At 68.3% G+C, this 26041-nt stretch carries 22 protein-coding genes and 1 pseudogene; 14 read left to right on the forward strand and 9 right to left on the reverse strand.

Annotation, left to right across the window (positions count from 1 at the left end):
- Positions 1-35 precede the first annotated feature (35 nt).
- From QF040_RS26580 to QF040_RS26590, 3 genes and pseudogenes are all read right to left on the reverse strand, one after another.
- Positions 36-1476: pseudogene (locus QF040_RS26580) on the reverse strand (efflux transporter outer membrane subunit).
- On the reverse strand, positions 1473-4553 hold the full coding sequence (locus QF040_RS26585; RefSeq protein WP_429613490.1) for a MexW/MexI family multidrug efflux RND transporter permease subunit: 3081 nt from the start codon (positions 4551-4553) through the stop codon (positions 1473-1475). Before QF040_RS26585 ends, QF040_RS26580 begins: the two are co-directional and overlap by 4 nt.
- A complete protein-coding gene (locus QF040_RS26590) occupies positions 4550-5653 on the reverse strand; it encodes an efflux RND transporter periplasmic adaptor subunit (RefSeq protein WP_429613491.1) in 1104 nt (367 codons plus the stop codon). Before QF040_RS26590 ends, QF040_RS26585 begins: the two co-directional genes overlap by 4 nt.
- Before the next feature lie 311 nt (positions 5654-5964).
- Between QF040_RS26590 and QF040_RS26595 the strand changes: the two genes are divergently transcribed.
- The 9 genes from QF040_RS26595 (at position 5965) to kdpE (ending at position 14829) form a co-directional block, all read left to right on the forward strand.
- Entirely contained in the window at positions 5965-6090 is a 126-nt protein-coding gene (locus QF040_RS26595) for a hypothetical protein (protein WP_429613492.1), read from the forward strand.
- The gene (kdpF, locus tag QF040_RS26600; RefSeq protein ID WP_019657711.1) at positions 6087-6185 is read left to right on the forward strand and encodes a K(+)-transporting ATPase subunit F; all 99 of its coding nucleotides are present in this window, start codon (positions 6087-6089) and stop codon (positions 6183-6185) included. Before QF040_RS26595 ends, kdpF begins: the two co-directional genes overlap by 4 nt.
- 1 nt (position 6186) lies before the next feature.
- Positions 6187-7995 (forward strand): potassium-transporting ATPase subunit KdpA, encoded by a 1809-nt coding sequence (gene kdpA, locus QF040_RS26605; protein WP_429613493.1) that lies wholly within the window; start codon positions 6187-6189, stop codon positions 7993-7995.
- A 10-nt stretch (positions 7996-8005) separates the two neighbouring features.
- On the forward strand, positions 8006-10105 hold the full coding sequence (gene kdpB, locus QF040_RS26610) for a potassium-transporting ATPase subunit KdpB (protein ID WP_429613494.1): 2100 nt from the start codon (positions 8006-8008) through the stop codon (positions 10103-10105).
- A gap of 12 nt (positions 10106-10117) precedes the next feature.
- Positions 10118-10708 carry a potassium-transporting ATPase subunit KdpC gene (gene kdpC, locus QF040_RS26615; protein ID WP_429613495.1) on the forward strand — a complete coding sequence of 197 codons (591 nt, stop codon included), beginning with the start codon at positions 10118-10120 and terminating at the stop codon, positions 10706-10708.
- Between the two features lie 10 nt (positions 10709-10718).
- A complete protein-coding gene (locus QF040_RS26620) occupies positions 10719-11075 on the forward strand; it encodes a hypothetical protein (protein WP_307646500.1) in 357 nt (118 codons plus the stop codon).
- The gene (locus tag QF040_RS26625; RefSeq protein ID WP_307612825.1) at positions 11065-11199 is read left to right on the forward strand and encodes a hypothetical protein; all 135 of its coding nucleotides are present in this window, start codon (positions 11065-11067) and stop codon (positions 11197-11199) included. Before QF040_RS26620 ends, QF040_RS26625 begins: the two co-directional genes overlap by 11 nt.
- A 17-nt stretch (positions 11200-11216) precedes the next feature.
- Entirely contained in the window at positions 11217-13964 is a 2748-nt protein-coding gene (locus tag QF040_RS26630; RefSeq protein WP_429613496.1) for a DUF4118 domain-containing protein, read from the forward strand.
- 166 nt (positions 13965-14130) lie between these two features.
- Positions 14131-14829 carry a two-component system response regulator KdpE gene (gene kdpE, locus QF040_RS26635; protein WP_429613497.1) on the forward strand — a complete coding sequence of 233 codons (699 nt, stop codon included), beginning with the start codon at positions 14131-14133 and terminating at the stop codon, positions 14827-14829.
- A 192-nt stretch (positions 14830-15021) separates the two neighbouring features.
- Here the strand turns inward: kdpE and QF040_RS26640 are convergent, their stop codons facing one another.
- The 6 genes from QF040_RS26640 to QF040_RS26665 all read right to left on the reverse strand — a co-directional run bounded on the left by QF040_RS26640 (position 15022) and on the right by QF040_RS26665 (position 21329).
- Positions 15022-16152, reverse strand: a complete 1131-nt coding sequence (locus tag QF040_RS26640) for a zinc-binding dehydrogenase (protein WP_429613498.1) — start codon at positions 16150-16152, stop codon at positions 15022-15024.
- Between the two features lie 90 nt (positions 16153-16242).
- On the reverse strand, positions 16243-16785 hold the full coding sequence (locus QF040_RS26645) for a dual specificity protein phosphatase family protein (protein WP_429613499.1): 543 nt from the start codon (positions 16783-16785) through the stop codon (positions 16243-16245).
- Entirely contained in the window at positions 16782-17276 is a 495-nt protein-coding gene (locus QF040_RS26650) for a hypothetical protein (protein ID WP_013544031.1), read from the reverse strand. Before QF040_RS26650 ends, QF040_RS26645 begins: the two co-directional genes overlap by 4 nt.
- Complete coding sequence (locus QF040_RS26655; protein WP_429613500.1) at positions 17273-18415, reverse strand: MGDG synthase family glycosyltransferase; 1143 nt, start codon at positions 18413-18415, stop codon at positions 17273-17275. Before QF040_RS26655 ends, QF040_RS26650 begins: the two co-directional genes overlap by 4 nt.
- A 332-nt stretch (positions 18416-18747) precedes the next feature.
- Positions 18748-20193, reverse strand: a complete 1446-nt coding sequence (locus tag QF040_RS26660) for a nicotinate phosphoribosyltransferase (protein ID WP_429613501.1) — start codon at positions 20191-20193, stop codon at positions 18748-18750.
- Between the two features lie 65 nt (positions 20194-20258).
- Entirely contained in the window at positions 20259-21329 is a 1071-nt protein-coding gene (locus QF040_RS26665) for a bifunctional nicotinamide-nucleotide adenylyltransferase/Nudix hydroxylase (RefSeq protein WP_307685768.1), read from the reverse strand.
- An 83-nt stretch (positions 21330-21412) separates the two neighbouring features.
- On the opposite strand from QF040_RS26665, the gene QF040_RS26670 reads away from it, so the two are divergent.
- The 5 genes from QF040_RS26670 (at position 21413) to QF040_RS26690 (ending at position 26015) form a co-directional block, all read left to right on the forward strand.
- Positions 21413-22246: a pseudouridine synthase gene (locus QF040_RS26670; RefSeq protein ID WP_307646491.1), complete on the forward strand. Its 834-nt coding sequence runs from the start codon at positions 21413-21415 to the stop codon at positions 22244-22246.
- 13 nt (positions 22247-22259) lie between these two features.
- Positions 22260-23375: a winged helix DNA-binding domain-containing protein gene (locus QF040_RS26675; RefSeq protein ID WP_429613502.1), complete on the forward strand. Its 1116-nt coding sequence runs from the start codon at positions 22260-22262 to the stop codon at positions 23373-23375.
- Between the two features lie 121 nt (positions 23376-23496).
- Positions 23497-24153: a response regulator gene (locus QF040_RS26680; RefSeq protein WP_429613503.1), complete on the forward strand. Its 657-nt coding sequence runs from the start codon at positions 23497-23499 to the stop codon at positions 24151-24153.
- A complete protein-coding gene (locus QF040_RS26685) occupies positions 24150-25550 on the forward strand; it encodes a sensor histidine kinase (RefSeq protein ID WP_429613504.1) in 1401 nt (466 codons plus the stop codon). Before QF040_RS26680 ends, QF040_RS26685 begins: the two co-directional genes overlap by 4 nt.
- A 126-nt stretch (positions 25551-25676) precedes the next feature.
- A complete protein-coding gene (locus QF040_RS26690) occupies positions 25677-26015 on the forward strand; it encodes a hypothetical protein (protein WP_429613505.1) in 339 nt (112 codons plus the stop codon).
- Positions 26016-26041: the final 26 nt, after the last annotated feature.

Raw genomic sequence — 26041 nt, forward strand, 5'->3', positions numbered from 1 at the left:
CGTGGGTTCTTGTGGGGCTCTTGTCAGGCCGATTGTCAGGCGGCCGGCCCTCCCTTCGAATCCGAGGGTGCTTGCCACCCGCCGCCCAGCGCCTTGTAGAGCGCGACGAGGCTGGTGTACGAGGCGGTTTCGGCCTCGGCCACCGCGTCCTGCGCACGCAGCAATGTACGTTGCGCATCGAGCACGCTCAGGTAGGGCGCGGCACCTTCGCGGTAGCGGACTTCGGCCAGTTCGGCCGCGCGGCCGCTGCGGGCCGCGGCCTGCACCAGCGATTGCAGGCGTTGCTGGTTCTGGCCGTAGCCGGTGAGGGCGCTTTCCACGTCCTCGATGGCGCGCAGCACGGTCTGCTCGTAGAGCGCCCGGTCGCCTTCGGCACGCGCCTCGGCGCCGCGTACGCGGGCCTTGACCGAGCCCAGCCGGAGCGCCGGCCAGCTCACGCCGGGCGTCACGCTGAAGGCGCGGCTGGACGAACTGCCGAGGTCCGAACCGCGCAGCGCGATGAAGCCGAGAAAGCCGCCGATGTCGAAGCGCGGGTACAGATCGGCCGTCGTCGCGCCCACATCGGCCGTGCTGGCCGCGAGGCGGCGCTCGGCGCGCAGCACGTCGGGCCGGCGCCGCAGCAGGTAGCCAACGTCGCCGATGGGCAGGCGCTTGTCGAGCACGCGCAGCGGGCGCGGCTGCAGCATCGGCTCCAGCTCGGCGGGACGCAGGCCCGTCAGCACCGCCACGCGGTACGCGGCCTGGCGGCGCGTGGTCTCGAAGGCGGGCAGCTGGCTCTCGGTGGTCGCGAGGTTGGCCTGTGCGCTTGCGAGATCGACTTCGAGCCCGCGGCCGGTCTGGACCTGCGCCTCGGTCACGCGCAGGCTGCCGCGCAGGCTTTCGAGCGTGCGGCGCGTCACCGCCAGGCGCTGCTCGGCGCCGCGCATCTCGTAGTAGTTGCGCGCCAGTTCGGCCACGGCCACGATGCGCACCTGTTCGAGGTCGGCCGCGCTGGCTTCTGTGCGTGCGGTGGCCGCTTCGTCGAGGCGCTTCAGCCGACCGAACAGGTCGATTTCCCACGAGGCATCGAAGCCCGCGCGGCTGCTCTGGGCGAGCGTGCGCGCATCGGGCTGCGCGCCGCTGTTGCCCTGCGCGATGCTGCGCGTCTTGCTCGCGCCCACCGTCACGACGGGCAGGCGGTCCAGCTCGACCTCGGTCTGCGAGGCGCGGGCTTCCAGCAGCCGCGCCTCGGCGATACGGATGTCGTGGTTGCCGGCGAGCGCGCGTTCGATCAGCGCATCGAGCTGCCGGATCGTCGAGCTGGCGCCACCAGTCGCGCTGCACCGCGTCGTTGGCGAACAGCGAGCGCTCGGGCGCCGAGATGGCGACGGGCGCGTCGGACGGCGCGGTGTAGGTCGGCCCGACCGTGCAGCCCGCCAGCACCAGCGCGCTGAGAAAGACGGGGGCGGTGTTGAGGAAAAGTCTGTTCATGGTCATGCTCCTTCGACCAGCGCGTCGAGTTCGGCGGTGCGCTGCGAGCGGCCCACCGTGCGGTGGTCGCGCGCCAGCAGCGTGTACATCGTGGGCAGTACGAAGAGCGTGAAGAGCGTGCCCACCAGCATGCCGACCACGATCACCAAGCCGATGCTGAAACGGCTGTTGGCACCGGCGCCGCTTGCGAACAGCAGCGGCACCAGGCCCACCACCATCGCGGCGGTCGTCATCAAAATCGGGCGCAGCCGGATGCGCGCGGCCTGCTCGATGGCGGGGCGGCGTTCGAGGTTGTCGCGCGCCTGGATCTCGTTGGCGAACTCCACCATCAGGATGCCGTGCTTGCTGATGAGCCCGATGAGCGTCACCAGCCCGATCTGCGTGTAGATGTTGATGGTCGCGAAGCCCAGCGCCAGCGGCACCAGCGCACCGCAGATGGACATCGGCACGCTGATCAAGATGATCAGCGGATCGCGCAGGCTTTCGTACTGCGCGGCCAGCACGAGGTAGATCACGACGATCGCGAACACGAAGGCCACCACCAGTGCCGAGCCTTCCTGCGTGAACTGGCGCGCATCCGATTGCCAGTCGTAGCTGAAGCCCGCGGGCAGCTTCTTCGCCTCTTCGCTCAGGAATGCCACCGCATCGCCCATGGTCACGCCCGGCATCGGAATCGCCTGGAAGGTCGCGGCGTTGAGCTGGTTGAACTGCGTGAGCTTGTTGGGGCCGACGCTGGTGGAAAGCGTCACCAGGTTCGCGAGCGGCACGGGCTGGCCGCTCGCGCTCTTCACGAAGTAGCGCGAGAGCGCCTCGGCCGACAGCCGCTGGTCGCGCGGCGACTGCGGGATCACGTCGTACGAGCGGCCGTCCATGCCGAAGCGGTTGACGTAGTTCTCGCCCACCAGCACCGCGAGCGTGTCGCCGATGGCCTTCATCGTCACGCCCATGCTGTTGGCCTTGGCGCGATCCACGCGCACTTCGGTCACCGGGTTGTTGAACTCCAGGTCGCTGTCGACCACGGCGAACTTGCCGCTCTCGCGCGCTGCCGTCTTGAGCGCTTCCATCGCCTCGAACACCGCGCGGTGGTCGCCGGCGCTGCGGATCACCATCTGCACGGGCAGCCCGCCGGTGGAGCCCGGCAGCGAAGGCAGCTGGAACGCGAAGATGTTGCTGCCCTCCACATCGCCCATGCTCGCCTGCACCTCGCCCTGGATCTGGTCGGCGTTGCGCTTGCGGTTCTTCCAGTCCGAGAGCTGCACGCCGCCGATGCTGTTCGAGACACCGTCGGAGCCGTTGATGAGCCAGCGGCCGGTGTTCTCGGGCAGCGCGGCGAACACCTCGTCCCACTTCTGGCCGAACTTCTCGACGTAATCGATGTTGGCGTGCTGCGGCGACTTGATGACGGTGAGCACCATCGCCTGGTCTTCGCCCGGCGCGAGCTCGCGCTGCGACGCGTTGTAGAGAAAAGGCAGGCTCACCAGCACCCCGGCCGCGAAGAGTCCGGTGACCCAGCGGTGGTGCAGCGACACGTCGAGCAACCGGCCGTAGGCGGTGGCGAGCTTGTGGAAGAACGACTCCGCATAGCGCGCCATGCGGCTGCCGGTGGCGTCCTGCGGCAGCAGGAACGAGCTCATCACCGGCGACAGCGTGAGCGCGATCACGCCCGACACCACCACCGCACCCGCGAGCGTGAAGGCGAACTCCTTGAAGAGCGAGCCGGTGAGCCCGCCCATGAGGCCGATGGGCGCGTACACGGCGGCCAGCGTGAGCGTCATCGCGATCACCGGGCCGGCCACTTCGCGCGCGCCGATCAATGCGGCCTGCACGCGCGACTTGCCTTCCTCGATGTGGCGATGCACGTTCTCCACCACCACGATCGCATCGTCCACCACGAGGCCGATGGCCAGGACCATCGCGAGCAGCGTGAGCAGGTTGATGCTGAAGCCGAACAGCAGCATCAGCGCAGCCGCACCCAGCATCGACAGTGGAATCGTCACCACCGGAATCAGCACCGCGCGCAGCGACCCGAGGCACAAAAAGATCACCAGCACCACGATGGCGATGGCCTCGAGCAGCGTCTTCTGCACCTCGTCGATCGAGGCCTCGATGAAGCGCGCGAGTTCGAAGGGCAGTTGCACCTCCACGCCCGGCGGCATGTTCCGCTTGATGCCGGGCAGGAGGTCGCGGATGCGCTTCACGATCACCAGCGGATTGCCATTGGGCGCCGCCTGCAGGCCGAGGTAGATGGCCTTGTCGCCGTCCATCGTCGCGCTGCTGTCGGCGCTGGCCGCGCCCAGTTCCACGGTGGCCACGTCGCCCAGCCGCACAAGGGCGTCGCCCTCGCGCTTGATGACCATGTCGCGGAACTCGGCCACGTTCACCAGGTCGGTGTTCACGCGGATGTTCGACACCACGAAGAGGCCCTTCACCTGCCCGGGTGCGGCCTGCACGTTGTTCTGCCGCAAGGCGTCGGCCAGCTCGCCGGCCGAGATACCGCGCGCGGCCATGCGGTTGGCGTCGAGCCACACGCGCATCGCGAGCGTCTGCCCGCCCGACACCTCGACGCCCGAGACGCCGGGAATCGATGCGAACTGCGGCTGCACCACGCGCGAGAGGTAGTCGGTGAGCGCGGGCACCGGCATCGTCTTGCTCGAGAAGCCGACGTACGCCACCGCGGTGGCCTCGCCCGACGACTTGAGGATGACCGGATCGAAAGCCTCGGCCGGCAGCCGGTACTTGACCTGGCTCACCTGCGCCATCGCCTGCGTGAGCGCCTGGTTGGCATCGGCGTTGAGCTTCATGCGCACGCTGATCACGCTGCGGCCGAGCGTGGAGGACGACGAGAGGTAGTCGACGTTCTCGATGGTCGCCACCGCCTGCGCGATCGGCTGGGTGACGAAGCCCTGCATCAGCTCGGGCGAGGCGCCGGGGTACTGCGTGGTGATGGTGAGCGTGGTGCTCTCGGTGAGCGGGTACTGGCGCACCGGCAGGTCGCCGAGCGCGCGTGCACCCAGCAGCAGGATCAGCGTGCTCACCACCAGCGCCAGCACGGGGCGGCGCACGAAGAGGTCGGTGAAATTCATGACTTGCGTTCGGTGAGGGCGAGCGTGTCCTTCCCGGCCGGTGCGACGGCGGCGCCGGTGTACAGGCGCAGCTGGCCCGAGGTGACGACCTTCTCGCCAGCCTTCAAACCTTGTTCGATGACGACGAGGCCGTCCTGCCGGTCGCCCGCTTTCACGAACACCTGGTGTGCTGTGAAGCCGTCGCCTTTTTCGGCGGGCCGCACGACGAAGACCGAATCGCCGTGCGTGCTGTAGGTGATGGCGGTCTCGGGCACGGTGATCGCATCGGTGCGCGAAGGCAGCGCGACCTTGCCGTGGACGTACATGCCGGGCGTGAGCGCGCCGTCGGCGTTGTCCACCGTGGCCTGCAGCCGCACGGTGCGCGTGTCGCTGCCGATCTGCGGCTCGATGGCGCTCAGCTTGCCCTGGAACACACGGCCCGGATATGCATCGACCGCGAGCGACACCGCCTGGTTGCGCTTGAGCGCCGGCAGCGCCGTCTCGGGCAGCGTGAGATTCGCGAACAGCGTGCGTCCGTCGGTGAGCGACACCAGCGTGTCGCCGGCCCGCACGAACTGGCCGAGGTTGACCTTGCGGATGCCCAGCACGCCATCGAACGGCGCCTTGATGCGCTTCTGCTCGACCAGCGCCTGCACGCGTCGCAACTCGCCGCTCGCCTGGTCGAAGCCGGCTTGGGCCTGCTCCAGTTGCTCCTGCGTGGCGGCCTGCTGCGGCAACAGGCGGCGTGTGCGGTCGAGCAGCGCCTTGGCGTTGGCGCGCTGGGCGGTCAGGCGCTCCAGGTCGCCTTGCTCGGGCGCGTCGTTGAGCTGAACGAGCAACTGGCCGGCGCGCACTTCGGCGCCGGGCGTGAAGAGGATCTTCGCGACGCGCCCTTCCACTTCGGCCGGCACCTCGACCTGCCGGTTGGCCTCCAGCGTGCCGATGCCGCTGAGGAAGCGCGCCATCTCCGTCGGCCGCGCGGCCGCTACCGCCACCTTGGCCGGTGGCATGCCGCCGCCCTCCGCATGCGCCGGCCTCAGCCTGGCGAGCCCGTAGCCGGCCGCTCCCACCACCAGTACCGCCAGGCCGGCACCAAGCCAGGCCCTTGATCGTGTGTCCATGATCTCGATCCGTTATTTATCAAAGTTGATGCTTTGATTATTGAATGCCGTCGAAGGCGCTGTCGAGCAAGACAGCGCAAAGACCCCGATAGGGCCGGGCTATCCGCAGGTTCTTGCGGGCCGGCGCCTGCCCTGAAGACGTGCGGGCACGCGGCTTTGTGACAGCCGGGGCTTGGAAAAAAGGCGCGGCGGGCGCGCGGAGGGGGCGCGTTTTTACGCTTTCTTTATGCGGCCCCACCGACTCTGTTCCCCGTTTTTACGGACGCCTGCCGAGACTGAAGCCCTTGTGTTTCGCTCCAGGAGCAATCGAAATGGACATCGTCTGGATGGGCGCCTTGCTGGCGCTGTGGGTCGTGGTAGCGGCCACGGTCGTAGGGCTGAACAGGCTCGAGGGACCGAACCCGCCGAAAACCGGCAGCAACGGAGACGCATCGTGATCAGCCTCGAAGTTCTCTACGGATTCGGCGCGCTCATCGCCGTCGTCCTCTTCGCCTATCTCGTCTTCGCGCTGATCTGCGCCGAGGAATTCTGAAATGACCGCGTCCGCCTGGGGCCTGCTGGCCCTCTTCCTCGCCGCACTTGGTGTGCTGGCCTGGCCCGTCGGCAAATTCCTCGCCGCGCTTTGCAACGAGCGCGTGCCGCGCTGGATGCAGCGCATCGAGGCGCCGCTCTACGAGCTCGCGGGCACCGCCCCCGAGCGCTCGATGAGATGGCGCAGCTATGCGCTGGCGCTTCTCGCATTCAATGTCGTGGGCGCCGTCGCCGTCTACGCGCTGCAGCGCCTGCAGGGCGTGCTGCCGCTGAACCCGGCCGGCATGGGCGCGGTGTCGCCCGATTCGGCCTTCAACACCGCGGTGAGCTTCGTCTCCAACACCAACTGGCAGGGCTACGCGGGCGAATCGACCATGAGCTATCTCACGCAGATGCTCGGTCTCGCGGTGCAGAACTTCTTCTCCGCCGGCACCGGCATCGCGGTCGCCTTCGCGCTGGTGCGCGGTTTCGCCCGCCGGGGCGACGGCGCGGGGAGCAAGGGCCTGGTCGGCAACTTCTGGGCCGACATCACCCGCATCACGCTGTGGGTGCTGGTGCCGCTGTCGTTCGTGCTCGCGGTCTTCTTCGTGGGCCAGGGCGTGATCCAGAACTTCGATGCCTACAAGGATGTGGCCACCGTCGAGACCACCGCCTTCCAGCAACCGAAGAACGGCACCGATGGTCAACCTCTCAAGGACGAGAAAGGCGCCCCGGTGATGGAAGACGCCACCACCAAGACGCAGACCCTCGCCATGGGCCCGGTCGCGTCGCAGGAAGCCATCAAGATGATCGGCACCAACGGCGGCGGCTTCTTCAACGCCAACTCGGCGCACCCCTACGAGAACCCGACCGCGCTCAGCAACCTGCTGCAGATGATCGCGATCTTCCTGATCCCGGCGGCCCTGTGCTTCGCCTTCGGCCACGTGGTCGGCGACATGCGCCAGGGCTGGGCCGTGCTCGCGGCGATGACGGTCATGTTCGTTGTCGCGGTGATGGTGATCACGCCGGCCGAGCAGGGCGGCAATCCGTTGTTCGCATCGCTCGGCGTCGACCAGGTGTCCAGCGCATTGCAGAGCGGCGGCAACATGGAAGGCAAGGAAGTGCGCTTCGGCATCGACGCCTCCGCCCTCTTCGCCGCGATCACGACCGCGGCCTCGTGCGGCGCGGTGAACGCAATGCACGACTCGCTCACCCCACTCGGCGGCATGGTGCCGATGGTGCTCATGCAACTGGGCGAAGTGGTATTCGGCGGCGTCGGCAGCGGCCTCTACGGCATGCTGATCTTCGCGATGCTCGCGGTGTTCATCGCGGGCCTCATGATCGGCCGCACGCCCGAGTACCTGGGCAAGAAGATCGAGGTGCGCGAGATGAAGCTCATCTCCATCGCGATCCTGGTCACGCCGATCCTGGTGCTGGCCGGCACCGCGGTGGCGGTGATCGCGGGCGCCGGCAAGGCGGGCATCGCGAACCCGGGCGCGCATGGCTTCTCGGAAATCCTCTACGCGCTGACCTCGGCCGCCAACAACAACGGCAGCGCCTTCGCGGGCCTCTCGGCCAACACGCCGTTCTACAACGGCCTGCTCGGCCTCGCCATGTGGCTCGGCCGCTTCGCGATGATCGTGCCGGTGCTGGCCATTGCCGGCTCGCTGGCCGCCAAGAAGCGCCTGCCCGTCACCAGCGGCACGCTGCCCACGCACGGCCCGCTGTTCGTCTCTTTGCTGATCGGCACCGTGCTGCTGGTCGGTTTGCTCAACTACGTGCCGGCGCTCGCCCTCGGGCCGATCGTCGAACACCTGGTGCTCTGGAAATAAGGAGCCCACCATGACTGCCAACACCAAAACTTCTCTCTCGCTGCTCGATGCGGCGCTGGTCAAGCCCGCCCTCTGGGGCGCCTTTGCCAAGCTGAACCCGCGCACCCAGTGGCGCAACCCGGTGATGTTCATCGTCTACATCGGGAGCATCCTCACCAGCCTGCTCTGGGTGCATGCGCTGAGCTTCCCCGGCGACACCGGCATGAAGCCCGGCTTCGTGCTCGCCATCACCGTGTGGCTGTGGTTCACCGTGCTGTTCGCGAACTTCGCCGAAGCGCTGGCCGAAGGCCGCAGCAAGGCGCAGGCCGCATCGCTGCGGGGCCTGCGCAAGGACACCTGGGCCAAGAAGCTTCAGGAGCCGCAACACGGGGGCCAATGGCTTCCGGAGCAGGCGCCGAACCTGCGCAAGGGCGACGTCGTGCTGGTAGAGACCGGCGATGTGATCCCGCTCGACGGCGAGGTCATCGAAGGCGTGGCCTCGGTCGACGAGAGCGCCATCACCGGCGAATCGGCACCCGTGGTGCGCGAATCGGGTGGCGACTTCTCGGCCGTGACCGGCGGCACCCGCGTGCTGTCCGACTGGCTGGTCGTGCGCATCTCGGTGAACCCGGGCGAGTCGTTCCTGGACCGCATGATCGGCATGGTCGAAGCGGCCAAGCGCCAGAAGACGCCCAACGAGATCGCGCTCACCATCCTGCTGGTGGCGCTCACCCTCGTGTTCCTGATGGTCACCGTCACGCTGCTGCCGTTCTCGGTGTTCAGCGTGGACGCCGCGGGCGCGGGCACCGTGGTGTCGCTCACCGCGCTGGTGGCGCTGCTCGTGTGCCTGATACCGACCACCATCGGCGGCCTGCTCTCGGCCGTCGGCGTGGCCGGCATGAGCCGCATGATGCAGGCCAACGTGATCGCGACCTCGGGCCGCGCAGTGGAAGCCGCCGGCGACGTCGATGTGCTGCTGCTCGACAAGACCGGCACCATCACGCACGGCAACCGCCAGGCCAGCGCCTTCCTGCCCGCGCCCGGCGTGACCAAGGCCCGTCTGGCGCGTGCGGCGATGGTCGCCTCGCTGGCCGACGAAACCCCCGAGGGCCGCAGCATCGTCGAACTGGCGCGCCGCGACGGCCTCGAAGCCACCGCGGTGGAGGGCGCGCGCTACGTGCAGTTCACCGCCCAGACCCGCATGAGCGGAGCCGACCTGCCTGCCGCTTCCAACAGCCTGGACACCGACGTCGTGCTGCTGCGCAAAGGCGCGGTGGATGCGGTGCGCCGCCACGTCGAAACGCTGGGCGGCGGCATGCCCCCCGAGATGCTGCGCGCGGCCGAGGAAACCGCGCGCCGCGGCAGCACGCCACTGGCCGTGTCGGAAGGCAACCGCGTGCTCGGCGTGGTCGAGCTCAAGGACATCGTCAAGACCGGCATCAAGGAGCGCTTCGCCGAGCTGCGCCGCATGGGCATCAAGACGGTGATGATCACCGGCGACAACAAGCTCACCGCCGCGGCCATCGCCGCCGAGGCCGGCGTGGACGACTTCCTCGCCGAAGCCACGCCCGAGGACAAGCTCGCGCTCATCCGCAAGTACCAGTCCGAAGGCCGCCTGGTCGCGATGACCGGCGACGGCACCAACGACGCGCCCGCGCTCGCGCAGGCCGACGTGGCGGTGGCGATGGGCAGCGGCACGCAGGCCGCGAAGGAGGCCGGCAACATGGTCGACCTCGACTCCAACCCGACCAAGCTGCTCGAAGTGGTGGAGACCGGCAAGGCGCTGCTCATGACGCGCGGCTCGCTCACCACCTTCTCGATCGCGAACGACGTGGCGAAGTACTTCGCGATCATTCCGGCGATCTTCGTCTCGACATATCCGCAGCTGGGCGCGCTCAACGTGATGCGCCTCGCGAGCCCGTCGTCGGCGATTCTTTCGGCGGTGATCTTCAACGCGCTCGTCATCGTGTTCCTGATTCCGCTCGCGCTCAAGGGCGTGCGCTACCGGCCGGTGGGCGCTGCCGCACTGCTGCGCCGCAACCTGGCCATCTACGGCCTGGGCGGCCTCGTCGTCCCCTTCATCGGCATCAAGTTGATCGACTGGCTGCTCGTCGCAGTCCACCTGGTCTGAGGAGCATTTCTCATGAACAACAACAACAGCAGCAGCATTCTTCGCCCCGCCATCGTGCTCTTCGCACTGCTGAGCGCGCTCACCGGGCTCATCTATCCGATGGCCGTCACCGGTGCCGCGAAAGCGGTGTTTCCGAAGGAGGCCGCGGGCAGTCTGATCGTGCTCGATGGCACGACGGTCGGCTCGAAACTCATCGGCCAGAACTTCAGCGACCCGAAGCACTTCTGGGGCCGTCCGTCGGCCACCGCGCCGCAACCCTACAACGCGAGCGCTTCGGGCGGCGCGAACCAGGGTCCGCTCAATCCGGCGTTGACGGATGCGATCAAGGCGCGTGTCGAAGCGCTGCGCGCCGCGGACCCGGGCAACACCGCGCCGGTGCCGGTCGATCTCGTCACGGCCTCGGCCAGCGGGCTCGATCCGGACATCAGCCCCGCCGCCGCGCACTATCAGGCGGGGCGCATCGCGCGTGTGCGCGGGGTGCCCATCGAACAGATCAACGCGCTGATCGAGAAGAACACCCAGGGCGCGCTCTGGGGGCTGCTCGGTGAATCGCGCGTCAACGTTCTCGCACTGAACCTCGCGCTCGATGCGTCGGTGCGCTGAGGAGAAAAACATGGCTTATGCCGCTTACCGTGAACACCCCGGCGTGCTGCGAACGCACGCGTCCATGACCACTGCGAGCCCGTTCTACGTGCTGGACGTCACCGTCTGCTGTGCCGACGCACTGCGCGTGCGCCGCAGCATCGCCGGATGCCCCGATGCGGGCGTGGTCCGCTGCGAGCCGCTGTTGCACGCCCTCTGCTCGCAAGAGAGCGACGCACCTTGCGTGCGGCTCATGATCCGCCTCCCCATCGCCAGCTACGCCGAGGTGCTGCACCGCCTGATCGAGTGCGTGCCCTCCGGCGAGATCGGCCGGCTCGTGAGCTGGCGCGAGCACCTGGCACGCTGCGGGCTGCGCGATGGTCACTGATCTCTTTCATGCGCTGCTGGCGCTCGCGGCGCTGTTCGTGCCGCTCGGCTTTGCCTGGTGGGCGCTCTCGCGCACCGCGCGGCGGCACGCGGCCAAGCGCCGCAAGGGCGGCCCGATGCGATAACCTGCGCAGCCACCGCCATGCACGACGCCCGCCCCGACCCCGACGCCCTGATTGCGCAACTGCGCAACGACGAGGCGCGCGCACTGCGCGGCAAGCTGCGCATCTACTTCGGCGCCAGCGCCGGCGTCGGCAAGACCTGGGCGATGTTGAGTGCCGCGCAGCGCGAGCGCGCCGCGGGTCGCGACGTGCTCATCGGCGTCGTCGAGACGCATGGCCGCAGCGAAACCGCCGCGCTGCTCGCGGGGCTGGACACGCTGCCGCTGCGCGAGCTGGCTTACCGAGGCCGCACGCTCGCCGAGTTCGACCTCGACGCCGCGCTCGCACGCAAGCCCGCCGTGCTGCTGGTCGATGAACTGGCCCACACCAACGCCCCCGGATCGCGCCACGCCAAGCGCTGGCAGGACGTGCAGGAGCTGCTGGCCGCAGGCATCGAGGTGTGGTCGGCGCTCAACGTGCAGCACCTGGAAAGCCTCAACGGCACCGTCGGCGCGATCACCGGCGTGCGCGTGCACGAGACGGTGCCCGACACCGTGCTGGACGAGGCCGACGAAGTGGTGCTGGTCGATGTCACACCCGACGAACTCACCGCGCGGCTCGCGGCCGGCAAGGTGTATCTGCCGCAGCAGGCCGAGCGCGCGGCGCAGAATTTCTTTCGCAAGGGCAACCTGATCGCGCTGCGCGAGATTGCGCTGCGCCGCACCGCCGAACATGTGGAAGACGATGTGCGCGGCTGGCGGGTCGAGCAGTCCGGCGCGGCCGGCAACGGGCAGGGCGGCGCTTCGCTGCAGGCCTGGAACACCTCGGGCGCGATCCTCGCCTGCGTCGGCCCGCACGAAGGCGCGGCGCAGACGGTGCGCACCGCGGCGCGGCTCGCGGGCCAGCTCAATGTGCGCTGGCATGCGGCGTACGTCGAAACGCCGCGGCTGCAGCGCCTCGCCGCCGCGGAGCGCGACCGCATCCTCGCGGTGCTCAAGCTCGCTGAGGAACTGGGCGCCGCCACCGCGGTGCTCACGGGTTCCGATGTGGCAGAGCAACTGTCCGAGCAGGCGCGCCGGCTCAACTGCGCGACGCTGGTGATGGGGCGGTCCGAGCCGGTCGGCGGATGGCGTCGCTGGTGGCCCGCCACGCCGGTCTCGTTGCCGCGCGCGCTGGCGCAACGCGCGCCCGCGCTCGACATCCTGGAAGTCGGTCGTGCCGACAGCGCGCGCCGCCTCGCGCGCACGCCGCTCAACACGCCGCGCGCCGACGACGACGATCACGAGAAGGCGCCGATCCACTGGCCCGGCTACGCGTGGGCGACGGCCACGAGCGTGGCGCTCACCCTGCTCTGCACGCCGCTCGCCAGCGTGCTCGAGTTGTCGAACATCGTGATGCTGTTCCTGCTCGGCGTGGTGGGTGTCGCGATGCGCTTCGGGCGCGGACCTTCGGCGCTGGCGGCCTTGCTCAACGTGGCCGCGTTCGATTACTTCTTCGTGCCGCCGCGCCTGTCGTTCGCGGTGAGCGATGTGCAGTACGTGCTGACCTTCGCGATCATGCTGGGCGTCGGCCTGCTGGTCGGGCAGCTCACCGCGGGGCTGCGCTTTGCGGCCGGCGTATCGACCAGCCGCGAACGGCGCGCCCGCTCGCTCTTCGAACTCACGCGCGAACTCTCGGCGGCGCTGGAGAGCACGCAGGTCGTCACGCTCGGCGCCGCCGCGGTGCAGGGCCACTTCGGCGGCCATGCGCTGGTGCTTGTGACCGACGCGGCCGATCAGCTCGTGCTGCCGACAGAGCCGCCCGAGGGCTTCGATGCGCAGGTGGCTGACTGGGCCTTTCGCCACGGGCAACCTGCCGGCCTCGCGACCGCCACGCTGGCCGCGCAGCCTTGGCACTACGTGCCATTGAAGGCACCGATGCGTGTGCGTGGCGTGCTGGCGCTGTCGCCCGCGCAGCCGCGCTGGCTGCTGATCCCGGAGCAGGCGCAGCAACTCGACACGCTCGCGCGGCAGATCGCCATCGCGCTGGAGCGCGTGCACTACGTCGAGGTGGCGCAGCAGGCCGTGGTCGAGATGGAATCGGAGCGCCTGCGCAACGCCCTGCTCGGCGCGATCTCGCACGACGTGCGCACGCCGCTCACCGCGCTGATCGCATTGGCCGAATCGCTGCAGACGCTGCCGCCCGAGGAGCACGGCAACGCGGCACGCGCCATCGTCGCGCAGGCGCACGAGCTGCATGCGCTGGTCAACAACCTGCTGGACATGGCGCGGCTCGAAAGCGGCATCGCGGGCGGCGCGGTGAATCTGCGGCGTGATTGGCAATCGGTCGAGGAGGTGGTGGGATCGTCGATCCGCGCTGCGCGCACGTCGCTGGGCGACGCCGTCGTGCAGACCGCGCTCGATGCGGACTTGCCGCTGGTCGAGTTCGATGCGGTGCTCATCGAGCGCGTGCTCGTCAACCTGCTGGAGAACGCCACCAAGTACGGCGCGCCGCCCATCGTGGTGGGCGCGCGCGCCGAGCCCGGCACGCTGGTGCTCACGGTGCGCGACCACGGCCCCGGGCTGCCCGCAGCGCTGCTGGGGCGCGAACAGAAGCTGTTCGACAAGTTCACGCGCGGCGAGGCCGAGTCGGCCACGCCGGGCGTCGGCCTGGGTCTCGCGATCTGCCGCGCGGTGGTGAGCGCGCACGGCGGCGAAATCACGGCGGCCAATGCGCGCGACGGCGGTGCAGAATTCACCGTCACCCTGCCACGCCGCGAGCCGCCCGAACCGGCCGAAGCCGTCCTATGACTCGCCCCCAGTCTTCGCGCACTTCGTGTCGCTTCGTCAACCCCCTACCGGGGGCGACACCTGCGGCCCGGCAAAGCCGGTTCCGTGGTGTCTCCCGACTTGATCGCGGCAGTCTCATGCGTCGCGGGTCACGCACAGCGTGATGGAAAACTGACAGGAAGTCGAAATGCCATCCCCCACCGCCATCGTGATCGAGGACGAGCCGCAGATCCGCCGCTTCGTGCGCGGCGCGCTCGAGGCCGAGGGCTGGCTGGTGCACGAGGCCGGCACGCTGCGCGACGGCCTCGCCGCGGCCGGCACGCGGCAGCCCGACCTGCTGGTGCTCGACCTCGGGCTGCCCGATGGCGATGGCGTCTCGTTGATCCGCGATGTGCGCGGCTGGTCCGCGGTGCCGATCATCGTGCTGTCGGCACGCACCGACGAGGCCGACAAGATCGCCGCGCTCGATGCCGGCGCCGACGACTACCTCACCAAGCCCTTCGGCACCGGCGAGCTGCTGGCCCGCGTGCGCGCCAACCTGCGCCGCCCGCGCGCAGCCGGTGGGGGCAACGATGAACCCGCTGAAGCCGTCTTCCGATTCGGCGATATCGAACTGGACCGTAGCGCACGCATCGTGCGCCGCGCCGGCACCGAGGTGCACCTGACACCGACTGAATACCGCTTGCTCTCCGTGCTGGTCGCGAATGCAGGCCGCGTGCTCACGCAGCGTCAGCTGCTGCGCGAGGTGTGGGGGCCGTCGCACACGGACCAGAGCCACTACTTGCGCATCTACATGGGGCACCTGCGGCAGAAGCTGGAGGCCGATCCGGCGCAGCCTCGGCATCTGTTGACGGAGACTGCGGTGGGATATCGGTTGGTGGTTTAGCTGCGGGACAACGTAGCGGTTGACTGGAGGCCGCGCTGTATCGACGGCACAGTGCCCTCACCCTAACCCTCTCCCAGAGGGAGAGGGGACAAGATGGGGGACGCAAGCGGTGTAGAGGTGTTGCTCCCTCTCCCTCTGGGAGAGGGCTGGGGTGAGGGCAACTGCCGTCACGTCACGACGGCACTTCCTCCGTCAGGCCGCCACGCCCTTGTTCGGGTTCAGCAAGAACTTCTCCCCCGTCGCCTGCTTCCCATACACCCCGATCGCATCGAGCTGCAGTGCTTCGAGCAACGAAATCTCCCGCGTGTAGTGGCTCGCGAACGTCGTCTTCAACTCGGCGACAACCCGCGCCTTCAGCCGCTGCGTGCCTTCGGCGCCGAGCTTCTGCAGGAACGGAAACAGCAGCCACCCGCCCATGCCCCACGCCATGCCGAAGTTGCGCACGAACTCGGTCGGGCTGCGGTCCAGGCCGCCGTAGATGTAGACCTGCTTGTGCGTGGTCGAGCCGTAGCGGCTGTATTCCTTGGCGGTGCGGTTCAGCGCCGCTTCCATGCAGCCGAGGATCTGGCCGGCGAGCTTGCCGCCGCCCGTCGCGTCGAAGGCGAGCGTGGCGCCGGTGTCGACCAGCGCCTGCGTCAGGTCTTCGAGAAAGGTCGGCGAGGTCGCGTTGCACACGTACTTCGCGCCGATGCCGCGCAGCAGCGCCTCCTGCTCGGACTTGCGCACGATGTTGACGAGGTCGATGCCGTCCTTCTGGCAGATCTTGTTGAGCATCTGCCCGAGGTTCGATGCCGCGGCCGTATGCACCAGCGCCTTGTGGCCTTCGAGCCGCATCGTCTCGACCATGCCCAGCGAAGTGAGCGGGTTGACGAAGCATGAAGCGCCTTCGGCTGGCGTCGTGCCCGCCGGCAGCTCGAGGCACTGCGCGGCGGGGAGCGCGCGGTACTGCGAGTACATCGCACCGCCAATGGCCGCGACGGTCTTGCCGAGCAGCGCTTGCGCGGCCGGCGACGAACCGGCCTTGACCACCACGCCCGCGCCTTCGTTGCCGACCGGCATCGATTGGTCCAGGCGCCCCGCCATCGAAGGCCGCGCGCGTTCGGGAACGATGGCAGTGACGACGGGACGATCCGCAGTGCCCGACACCTTCGCGGTGCTCATGTCGGCTGCGCCGAACAAGAGACCCAGGTCCGAGGGGTTCATCGGCGACGCTTCGACGCGCACGATCACTTCATCGGCTTTGGGTTCGGGGATCGGTTCGTCGTGCAGCGAGAGTTCGAGTTCGCCGTTCGAGCGGACGAGTGAGCGCAGTTGGAGTGCCATGGAAGAAGCCCCTGTGAAAGGTCGTTCGGAGATGGCCATGGGCCACGGGGCGGCCAGTATAGGAGCGGGTATCGAAAACTGCAGGCGCCTTCAGGACACCGCCGGAATCACCGGGGCATGGGCCAGCGCATGGCCCATCCTGAGCGGATCGAGCCGCTCGATGTAGCGCGGGATGTTGCGCCACAGCGTGTGATAACCGTAGCCGCCGCGCAGCATCTCGTGGCGCGCGCTCTCCTTGTCCCAGCCCTGCACCGCCATGCGGTAGACCGCCGCCACCACGCCCGTGCGATCGGCGCCGTGCATGCAATGGATGAGCACCGGTCCCTGCTTCTCGGCCTCGCGGATCGCGACCAGCGCGCGCAGCACCTTGGCATCGTCGATGGACCAGGTGTTGATCGGCACGCGCACGAGCCTGATGCCGCTGCCGGCGAACACCTTCCTGTCGTCGTTGAACGATCGCAGGCTCACGATGGTGCGGATGCCCAGCGACTGCAGTGCTGCCACGTTCGCGCGCCGCGGCTGCGCGCTGCGGTACAGCGTGGGCGTGATGCGGTGCAGGTTCTCGACGTGCAGTTCGTCCAACGGATCGGCCCAGTGGCCGGGGCGCAGATCGTCGACCTTCGTTGCCGTCATCGCGCGCGCCGGCGCCAGTGGCGCACGGTGAGGATCAGCGCCGCCACCGCGAGCCCGCCCCAGTAATCGACCGGCGCACCCCACAGCCAGTGCTTGTGCCAGAACGCATCGACCGGGTTGAAGCGCGCCCAGCCGAAGGCCGGATTGATGATGAACCACAGGAAGTCTTCGCAGACCCAGAACACGATCAGCCCCACGCCGGCGAGCCCCGCGTCGCGCCAGGTCCATCGGCCGTTGAACGCCAGCGGCGCAAAGAACACCAGCGCCATGAAGGTGAAGACCCAGGCGTGATACCCAGTCATCGCACGGCCGCCCCAGAAGAGGTCGAGCCAGATGCTGTTCTCGATGCGCCAGGTGGGCAGCGACGTGGCCCAGCCCGCGCCGCCTTCGATCTGGATCTCGGCGTTGGCGAAGAAGAAAGCCATGACGACCACCCACGCGAGGTAGCCGAGCGTCCGGCCCACGCCGGTCTTTTCGGTCGCGCCGCTCACGCTACGGCACCCAGCACGTGCTGCAGCACGGCCCGCGCCGCTTGCGGCTTGCCGAGCGCCCGGCTGCGCGCGGCCATGTTCGCGAGCTTGGCGGGGTCGGCCATCAGGCGCGCCACCTTGTAGTCGAGGCCGATGGCGTCGTAGGCGAGCCAGGCGGCACCTTCTTCCATCAGGAAGCCGGCGTTGTGTTCCTCCTGTCCGGGAATCGGCGAGATCAGCAGCATCGGCTTGCCGAGCGCGAGGCACTCGGACACGGTGAGGCCGCCGGGCTTTGTCACGACGAGATCGGCCGCGGCCATCATCTTGTGCATTTCGTTGGTGAAGCCCACGGCCACCACGCGGCCCGGATAACGCGCTGCCAGCGCCTGCAGCTTGCCGTGCGCCTCCACGTTGCGGCCTGCGACCGCAATGACCTGGAAGTTGCCTTCGCCGCCCAGGCCGAGCACGCGCTCGACCATGCTCGCGAGGTCGCCCACGCCGGCGCCGCCCGAGGCCATCAGCAACACGGGCCGTGACGGATCGAGCCCGAGTTCCGCGGCGCAGGTGTTGCGCGCGAGCGCCGGCACATCGGGCTCGGAGAACGCCGGCATCACGGGGATGCCAGTCACGTGGATGCGGTCCGCGGGAATGCCGCGTGCGCGCAGGCGAAAGGCGACCTCTTCCGTCGCAGCCAGATAACCGGCCATGCCAGGTACGAGCCACATGTTGTGCAGGTCGTAGTCGGTGATCTGCAGCCACACCGGGTAGTCGATGCGCCCGCGGTTGCGTTCGCGCATCAAGAGCTCCGCGGGCAGGAAGTGCGTGCAGATCACCGCATCGGGCTTCTCGCGCCGGATCTCGCGCACCAGCGCGCCGGTGCTCAGTCGCTCGATGCCACGGCGCAGACGCTGCGAGGGCGCGTGATGCGGCGTGGTGTCGGTGCGCTGATGCAGGTACGACCACAGCTCGGGCGCGCGGTTCACGAGCTGGATGTACCAGTCGGTGTAGACCTTGCGAAAGCCCCCGGCCACATGGGCCATGGCGTCGGTGTGGACCGCCGTGCAGGGCGGGGCGAGGGACTGGGCGGTGGCGGCGAGCGCCTGTGCTGCACGCACGTGGCCGTTGCCGGCGCTCACGCTGAGGATCAGGAGTTTGGTCATGTATTCGACGGTCTGCGCGGATTATGGACAAGCCGTGTGGCACTGCTTTCGGGCCTGCCGTTCGGGGCGGCGATCACGCCGACGGGGTACCTTGCTCCGCGAATGTCCCCCGGCTTCGCCTCCTCCTTGATTTCGCTGCGCAAGGCACCCCATCGGCGTGCTCGTTTTCAGAGCAGTCGTTGATCAGCGAAACACCAGCAGCGTGCCCAAGTGCGCAGGGCATCGGGTGCTCCCCGCAGCGAAATCAAGGAGGAGGGGCGAAGCCCCGGGGGACATTCGCGGAGGGGAGTACCCGGTGGCCTGTGCACACGCCCTGAAGGAGCAACGCAAACTCAGAGCGGTGCCCGCGAAGTGACAAACTGATTGACCCCCACAGCCGCCCGCTCACGGATCGTATCGAACGTGGTGCTCGCAACGATGCGCCCGTTCTCGAACACCGTCTGCAGCAGATCGACCTGCCCATCCGCAAGCGCTTCTTCGCGCAAGGTCTGCACTTCGCCGCGTGCATTCCGAACCAGCGCGAGCCGCCCCTTCTTCGACGCCTTGCTCACATCGCCCACCGGCGACTTGTAGACATCGCGCCACTCGCCGTTCACCTGCATGGCCGAGCACTTCATCGCCCACTGCATGGTGTCGCGGTTGACCTGCTGCAGCAGCCCGCCACCCATGCCAAAGGAGATGTTCTCCGTCGAAAAGCCGTTGTGGAAGAAGTTCGACAGGCACAGCCGCAGCGAGTCGAGGTTGACGCCATCGCCCTGGATGATCCGCACGTTGTTCAGCACGCGGAACCCCTTGGCGTTGGTCGTGGTGCCGAAGCGATCGGCCAGGATCTGCGCCACCTTGAGCGTGGTCTCGGCCGGGTCGCCCGAGTCGGGCCGCACCACCAGCGTCGCGCCCGAGGCCACGACCTTCGCCTTGAGTTCGCCGCCCCAGATCCGCGCGCAGGCATTGAAGATGTCGTAGCTGTCGCTCACCACCGCGAAGGTCGCGCCTGGCTTGCCGAACTGGTCGACCATGTTGCTGTAGGCATCGGACTCGTGGTCGCGGCCCCAGCCTGTGATGGTGCTGTGCTCGGCTGCCGGAATAGAGAAGCCCGCCACATCGCAGTCGTAGTAACGGCGCGCCGCGACCAATGCGGCCAGCGTGTCGGTGCCCATGAAGTTGACCAGGTGCGCCATGCCGCCGAGCGCCGCCGATTCGAGGCTGGACACGCCGCGCGCGCCGAAGTCGTGCAGCCTGAAGGCGATCTGGCCTTGAGGGTCGTCGCAAGTCGCTTCGAGGTAGCGCAGCAGCGTCGTGCGCGCAGCCGCAGAGAGCGTGGCCACCGTGGTCGGATACCAGATCGCGCGCAGCAATTCGGTTTCGAGAAAGCTCGTGACCCAGAAGAATTCGGGGTCCGTGTTCTCGATGGTGGCCAGCACGTTGTGCACCGGCAGCACGCTGCCCTCGGGCACGGCGCGAATGCGCACCGGCATGAACCCGCCGTGCTTCTCGATCAGCCGCAGCCATCCTTCGCGGTTGAAGGGCTCGCCGTGCACGGCCATGAGCGCGGCTGCTTCGTCGACATCGGCGAGCGTCACCGGCGTCTGCAGGTATTCGCGCAGATAGGCCTGGAGGCCGAAGAAGAGCGAGTGGCTGAAGATGCCGCCGCGCGATTCGATGTAGCTGTGGACCGTCTGCGTGCCGGGCGGATATTGCATCCAGTGCGACACCTTGTAGGAGTCGGTGCGCAGCAGGAGGTTGTTGCCCAGGGGCGAGGAGGTGAGGTTGCGGTTCATGTGAAAGCTCCTTTCACGTGGGCCCCGTCAACCAGGGCCCGTTCTTGCTGAAAAAGCCTGGTCGTTCAGTTCTTGCCCAGGCCACCCAAAAAATGATTCGCGATGAAGTAGTGGTCTTCGTAGATGCGGTCCTGCATGCCGAGGAATTCGGCAATCGGCACCCAGCGCACCTCGGCCGCGTCGTCGTCGGCGCGCACGTCTGAAAGACCCGTCCACTGGTTGTGCGCCAGCTCGAAGAAGAAGCCGTGCGTGATCGTGCGGCCGCGCTGCGAGCGGTCGGGCGCATCGAACACGTGGCTCGCCTTCATGCTGCCGTTGAGCACGGGCACGGGCACCTTCAGGCGCGTTTCTTCCTTCAGCTCGCGAATGGCTGCTTCCTGCAGCCGCTCGTGCTGGCCGACGAAGCCGCCGGGCAGCGCCCAGGTGCCCTTGCCGGGATGGAACTTGCGCTGCACCAGCAGGATGTGGCCGGCCTCGACCACGATCGCATCGACCGTGGTGTAGATCGGCGGAAAGTCGCTGCCCGCGTAGCGGTACTTGTCGCGGTAGTCGACCAGGAAGGCGCGCTCTTCGCAGAGTTCGGCGTAGTCGGCGGTGTGGGTGAACTGGTCGAGAAAGGCGGCGGTGCCGTCGGGCAGGTCGGCGCGTGCGAGTTGGCCGCGGTTCTCGGGGTCGAAGTAGAGGCTGCGCACATCGGTGGCGTTCAGGCTCTCCACGCTGTGCTGGCCGACGAACTCCCAGTGCGGGAAGAGCTTGAGGTAGTAGCTCGAGGCGTCCTTCAGGTGGCCCACCAGCGCGACCTTGGCCTCGGCGGGTGCGTGGCCGTCCTGCTGGATCAACCGGTCGACGGCCGACTGGATCGACGCGATCCAGATCTGGTCGTTGTAGGGCGAGTCGCCCACGCCGACGACGCTCACGCGCATCTGCTCGGTGCCGCGCAAACAGGCACGCACCATGCGTTCGCGTTCGTCGAAGGTGAAGGGGTTCTTGACGCTGCGCGGCTTGCGGTCGGAGCCGACCACCACGATGACCCGATCGGCGGCGCGAAGGCCTTCTTCGATGAGTCGCTGGTGACCGAAATGAACGGGCTGGAAACGCCCGATGACGATGGCGTACTGAAACTTGCGTGTGCTCACTTGGGAATCCCCCAAAATTGGCGCAATCAACTTGCGCTTGGGTTCAGGATAGCATCGGTGCCGCCCATGAATCAAGCCTTTCGATGACCGAGCCCTCCACCTCCCCCAATGCGCCCGTGCGCCTGAACAAGCGCATGGCCGAACTCAAGATGTGCTCGCGCCGCGAGGCCGACGAGTGGATCGCCAATGGCTGGGTGAAGGTGAACGGCAAGCCGGCCGAGATGGGCGTGAAGGTCACGCCATCGGACCGCATCGAGATCGACAAGGCCGCCAAGGGCCAGCAGGCGAACCAGGTCACCATCCTCATCAACAAGCCGATCGGCTATGTGAGCGGGCAGGCAGAAGACGGGCACGAGCCGGCGGTCACCCTCTTCACGCCGCAGAACCGCTGGGCCGAAGACAACGCGCGCTTCTTCTTCAGCCCGCAGCAACTGCGCGGCCTCGCGCCCTGCGGGCGTCTCGACATCGATTCCATCGGCCTTCTTGTGATGACGCAGGACGGCCGCATCGCACGCCAGTTGATCGGCGAAGACTCGGTGATGGAAAAGGAATACCTGGTGCGCGTGGCCTATTACGGCCCGGGCCAGTCCGCGCCCACGGGGCAGCTCATCCGCATGGACGACGACGATCCCGTCACGCAGAACGTGCAGGCGGTCTTTCCGCCGGCAATGCTCGCGAGGCTGCGGCATGGCCTGAGCCTCGACGGCCAGCAGCTCAAGCCGGCGCGGGTCGAATGGCAAAACCCCGAGCAATTGCGCTTCGTGCTCACCGAGGGCAAGAAGCGCCAGATCCGCCGCATGTGCGAGCTGGTGGGCCTGAAGGTGGTCGGCCTCAAGCGCGTGCGCATCGGCAAGGTGATGCTCGGCAACCTGCCGGTGGGCCAGTGGCGCTACCTCGGGCCGCACGAGAAGTTCTGAGCATTCGCACACCATGCTCGCGGTGCTGAGCCAGCGCGCACTGAACCGGGCCACGCTGGCGCGGCAGATGCTGCTGGAGCGGCGCAAGGCGACGGTCGTGCAGGCCATCGAGAAGCTGGCGGGGCTGCAGGCGCAGGCGCCGAACCCGCCGTACATCGGCCTGTGGAGCCGGCTCGAAGGCTTTCGCCGCGAGCAACTGACCGACGCGCTGAAGAAGCGCCGCATCGTGCGCATGTCGACGTTGCGCGCGACGTTGCACCTGATGACCGCATCGGATGCGCTGGCATGGCGTCCGTTGCTCGATGCCGTGCATCAGCGGGGACTGTCGGGCGAACATTCGCGGGCGCTCGAAGGCATCGACCGCGCCGCCGTGGTGAAGGCCGGCAAAGCATTGCTCGACGAAGGCCCGCTCACCGGCACCGAACTCGGGCAAGGGCTCGCGGCGCACTGGAAAGACCGGGCGCCCGCCTCGCTCGCGGCGCTCATCCGCAACAACGTGCCGCTGGTGCATCTGCCGCCCGCGGGCAGCTGGAACTCGCACCAGAACGCACGGCTGCAGCCCATCGGGCAGTGGCTCGGCGAATCCACCGCCGATGCCGCCCTCGCCACACAGGACGACCTGCTGCTGCGCTACCTGGCCGCCTTCGGCCCCGCCACGCTCGCCGATGCCGGCGCGTGGTCGGGCCTCACCGGCTGGAAGGCGGTGGCCGAGCGCCTGCGGCCGCAGCTGCGCGTGTTCATCGGCGAACAGGGCCAGGAGCTGTTCGACCTGCCACGCGCGCCGCGTCCCGACCCTGGCACGCCCGCGCCGCCGCGCCTCGTGGCCGAATGGGACAACCTGCTGCTCTCCCACGCCGACCGCAGCCGCGTGCTGAGCGAGGCCCACCGTGCCCGCGTGTTCACCGTCAACGGCATCGTGCGCGGCACGGTGCTGCTCGACGGCTTCGTGGCGGGCACCTGGAAGATCGAGCGGGCGAAGAACACAGCCACTGCGGTGCTGGAGCCTTTCACGCGTTGGTCAAAGGCCGACCGGCTCGGCGTGCAGGAAGAGGCGATGCGCCTGCTGGCCTTTGCCGCGGACGGCGAGCGCGAAGGCGAAGGCCAGCAGCACGACGTTCGCGTGCTGTGACCCTTGCGCCCGCACGGCGCCTAAGCGCCGCCTAAGACTTCGCCCCTACGCTGCGCCGCGGCGCAAGGCACTATCGATCATCCCGATCGCGTGCTACCTTGCGGCCCAAGGAGTCGCTGCAATGCGCGTGCTTTTGGTGGAAGACGACGAAATGATCGGGCGCAGCCTGAAACAGGCGCTCGAGGGCGCGGGCTGGTCCGCCGACTGGGTGCGCGACGGCGAGCTCGCGCAGAGCGCCTTGGGCGACGGCGGCTACACCTGCGTGCTGCTCGACCTGGGCCTGCCCAGGCAGGACGGCACCGACGTGCTGCGGCGCGCGCGCGAACGCGGCGACGCGACACCGGTGCTGGTGCTCACCGCGCGCGACGGCCTCGACGATCGCATCAACAGCCTGGACCTCGGCGCGGACGATTACCTGCTCAAGCCCTTCGAGTTCCGCGAACTGCTCGCGCGCATGCGGGCCATCGTGCGCCGCCGCGACGGCGCGGCGCATTCGCTGGTGGGCAGCGGTGTCCTGCAGCTGGACCTGACGACGCGCGAGGTGCTGGTGAATGGCGCGCGCGAGGCGCTGACGGCGCGCGAGTTCGCGTTGCTGCATGCGCTGCTGGAGCGGCCAGGTGCAATCCTCTCTCGCGAGCAACTTGAAAACCGCATCTACGGCTGGGGCGAAGAGGTGACGAGCAACGCGATCGACGTGCTGATCCACGGCATGCGCCGCAAGCTCGGCGCCGAGTCGATTCGCAACGTGCGCGGACTGGGCTGGCGCGTGGCGGCATGAACACCACGGCGGCACCGGCTTCGTCCGCCGAGCCGATCGTGCGCAAGGCCTTGCGGCGTCCGAGCTCGGTGCGCACGCAGTTGCTGCTCTGGCTCATCACGCTGCATCTCGCGGCGGCGGTGCTCACGGGCTGGTTCACCTTCATCGCCTACGGTCACCTGGTCCACAACGCGCTGGACGACCAGATGCGGCTGGTGGCCGAGTCCTACGGGGGCGGCGATTCGCAGAAGACGCCGCGGCCGCTCGATGCCGACGACATCTTCGAGCACGGCGCCATCGTCGTTCAGATCTGGAATACCGACGGCACGTTGCGCGCAACGTCGTGGCCTTTGCTGCCGGTGGCGCTGCAGCCCCAGTCCGGTTTCAGCGACGTGGATGCCGGCACGCGATCGCGCGCGAACTGGCGTGCCTACACCGTCGAGCCCGGCACCCGCGCCGACCAGCCGCGCGTGCAGGTGTTGCAGAACGAGGACTACCGGAAGCGCCGCGTGCTGAAGCGCGCGCTGCTCGAAGGCCTGCCGATCGCGGTGTTGCTGCCACTGACGCTGCTGATCCTCTGGCTCATCGTGTCGGCGGCCTCGCGCTCACTGCGCGCGGTGGCACGCGACGTGGCTTCGCAGGACGAGCGCAGCCCCACCGAGCTGTCGCTTGCGCGCGTGCCGGACGAAATCGCACCGCTGGTGACCGCCTTCAACAACCTGTTGTCGCGCGTGCGCAGCGCCTTCGCCACGCAGCGGCGCTTCGTGCAGGACGCGGCGCACGAACTGCGCACGCCCATGGCCGCCATCGGGCTGCAGATCGAGAACCTGCGCGCGCACGTGCCGGCCGGCGAAGCCACCGACCGCTTCAACCAGCTCGAAGCGGGCGTCACGCGCGCGCAGCACCTCATCGAGCAACTGCTGAGCCTCTCGCGGCAGGACGCGCCGCAGCGCGCCATGGTGCGCGAGGCCATCGACATCGAGGTGCTGCTGCGCGAAAGCGTGAGCCAGTTGATGGTGCTGGCCGATGCGCGGCGCGTGGACGTGGGCTTCGAAGGCAGCATCACGCCGGTGGTGTCCGCGCCAGCGCCCGAGTTGCGCAGCGTGTTCGACAACCTGATCGACAACGCGCTGCGCTATGCGCCCGAGGGTGGCGTGGTCGATGTGCGGCTGCACGAGGCAGAGGGCCATGCGGTGGTCGATGTGCTGGACAACGGGCCGGGCATTCCGGAGAGCGCCATGGGGCGCGTGTTCGACCGTTTCTTTCGCGTGCCGGGCGCGGCCGCCGGCGGCAGCGGGCTCGGATTGGCGATTGCGCGAACCGCCGCCGAGCGCAATGGCATGCGCATCGAATTGCGCAACCGGGACGACGGCCCGGGGCTCATGGCGCGCGTGCATCTGCCGCCTTTGCCCCGCTAAGCCGCAGCTAACTCTTCGCTCACGCTCATCTCAGTCGGGCTGCCTAGAGTGCGTTCAGGTCCTGCCAAGCGCAGTTCGCGCGATGGCACGAGACCGGAGACAACCTGCCCTCAAGGAGCACACACCATGCGCACTTCCCTCAAGCTTCTCGCCATTGGTTCCTTCGCTGCGCTCGCAGCGCTGGGCACCGTGAATGCATCGGCCGAAACGACCGATGGCTCCGACTTCCATCCGCTGCAGATGAACTCGGCCGAAAACCCCGAAGTTCAGGCCGGTGCGATGGCCGCAGCGCGTCCGAGCGGCACCGAGTCCGTCGGCCAGTCAACCAGCGCGCCCGCAATGCTGTCGAAGGTCTCGGACACCGAAGTGCAGGCCGGCGCCTTCGCCGCCTCGCACCCCACCGGCACCGAATCGATCGGCCAGTCGACCTCGCTGCCGCTGGTGAAGTCGGGCAGCGGCAGCTGATTGCGGGCGACGACAGAGACGACGAA

The sequence above is a fragment of the Variovorax sp. W2I14 genome (assembly GCF_050435205.1).
In the GTDB taxonomy this organism is placed as follows: domain Bacteria; phylum Pseudomonadota; class Gammaproteobacteria; order Burkholderiales; family Burkholderiaceae_C; genus Variovorax; species Variovorax paradoxus_C.

Bases quoted from the DNA above. Each gene is read 5' to 3' on its own strand.
- QF040_RS26585 (WP_429613490.1), bottom strand. From the start codon at position 4,553: ATGAATTTCACCGACCTCTTCGTGCGCCGCCCCGTGCTGGCGCTGGTG.
- QF040_RS26590 (WP_429613491.1), bottom strand. From the start codon at position 5,653: ATGGACACACGATCAAGGGCCTGGCTTGGTGCCGGCCTGGCGGTACTG.
- QF040_RS26595 (WP_429613492.1), top strand. From the start codon at position 5,965: ATGGACATCGTCTGGATGGGCGCCTTGCTGGCGCTGTGGGTCGTGGTA.
- kdpA (WP_429613493.1), top strand. From the start codon at position 6,187: ATGACCGCGTCCGCCTGGGGCCTGCTGGCCCTCTTCCTCGCCGCACTT.
- kdpB (WP_429613494.1), top strand. From the start codon at position 8,006: ATGACTGCCAACACCAAAACTTCTCTCTCGCTGCTCGATGCGGCGCTG.
- kdpC (WP_429613495.1), top strand. From the start codon at position 10,118: ATGAACAACAACAACAGCAGCAGCATTCTTCGCCCCGCCATCGTGCTC.
- QF040_RS26620 (WP_307646500.1), top strand. From the start codon at position 10,719: ATGGCTTATGCCGCTTACCGTGAACACCCCGGCGTGCTGCGAACGCAC.
- QF040_RS26625 (WP_307612825.1), top strand. From the start codon at position 11,065: ATGGTCACTGATCTCTTTCATGCGCTGCTGGCGCTCGCGGCGCTGTTC.
- QF040_RS26630 (WP_429613496.1), top strand. From the start codon at position 11,217: ATGCACGACGCCCGCCCCGACCCCGACGCCCTGATTGCGCAACTGCGC.
- kdpE (WP_429613497.1), top strand. From the start codon at position 14,131: ATGCCATCCCCCACCGCCATCGTGATCGAGGACGAGCCGCAGATCCGC.
- QF040_RS26640 (WP_429613498.1), bottom strand. From the start codon at position 16,152: ATGGCACTCCAACTGCGCTCACTCGTCCGCTCGAACGGCGAACTCGAA.
- QF040_RS26645 (WP_429613499.1), bottom strand. From the start codon at position 16,785: ATGACGGCAACGAAGGTCGACGATCTGCGCCCCGGCCACTGGGCCGAT.
- QF040_RS26655 (WP_429613500.1), bottom strand. From the start codon at position 18,415: ATGACCAAACTCCTGATCCTCAGCGTGAGCGCCGGCAACGGCCACGTG.
- QF040_RS26660 (WP_429613501.1), bottom strand. From the start codon at position 20,193: ATGAACCGCAACCTCACCTCCTCGCCCCTGGGCAACAACCTCCTGCTG.
- QF040_RS26670 (WP_307646491.1), top strand. From the start codon at position 21,413: ATGACCGAGCCCTCCACCTCCCCCAATGCGCCCGTGCGCCTGAACAAG.
- QF040_RS26675 (WP_429613502.1), top strand. From the start codon at position 22,260: ATGCTCGCGGTGCTGAGCCAGCGCGCACTGAACCGGGCCACGCTGGCG.
- QF040_RS26680 (WP_429613503.1), top strand. From the start codon at position 23,497: ATGCGCGTGCTTTTGGTGGAAGACGACGAAATGATCGGGCGCAGCCTG.
- QF040_RS26685 (WP_429613504.1), top strand. From the start codon at position 24,150: ATGAACACCACGGCGGCACCGGCTTCGTCCGCCGAGCCGATCGTGCGC.
- QF040_RS26690 (WP_429613505.1), top strand. From the start codon at position 25,677: ATGCGCACTTCCCTCAAGCTTCTCGCCATTGGTTCCTTCGCTGCGCTC.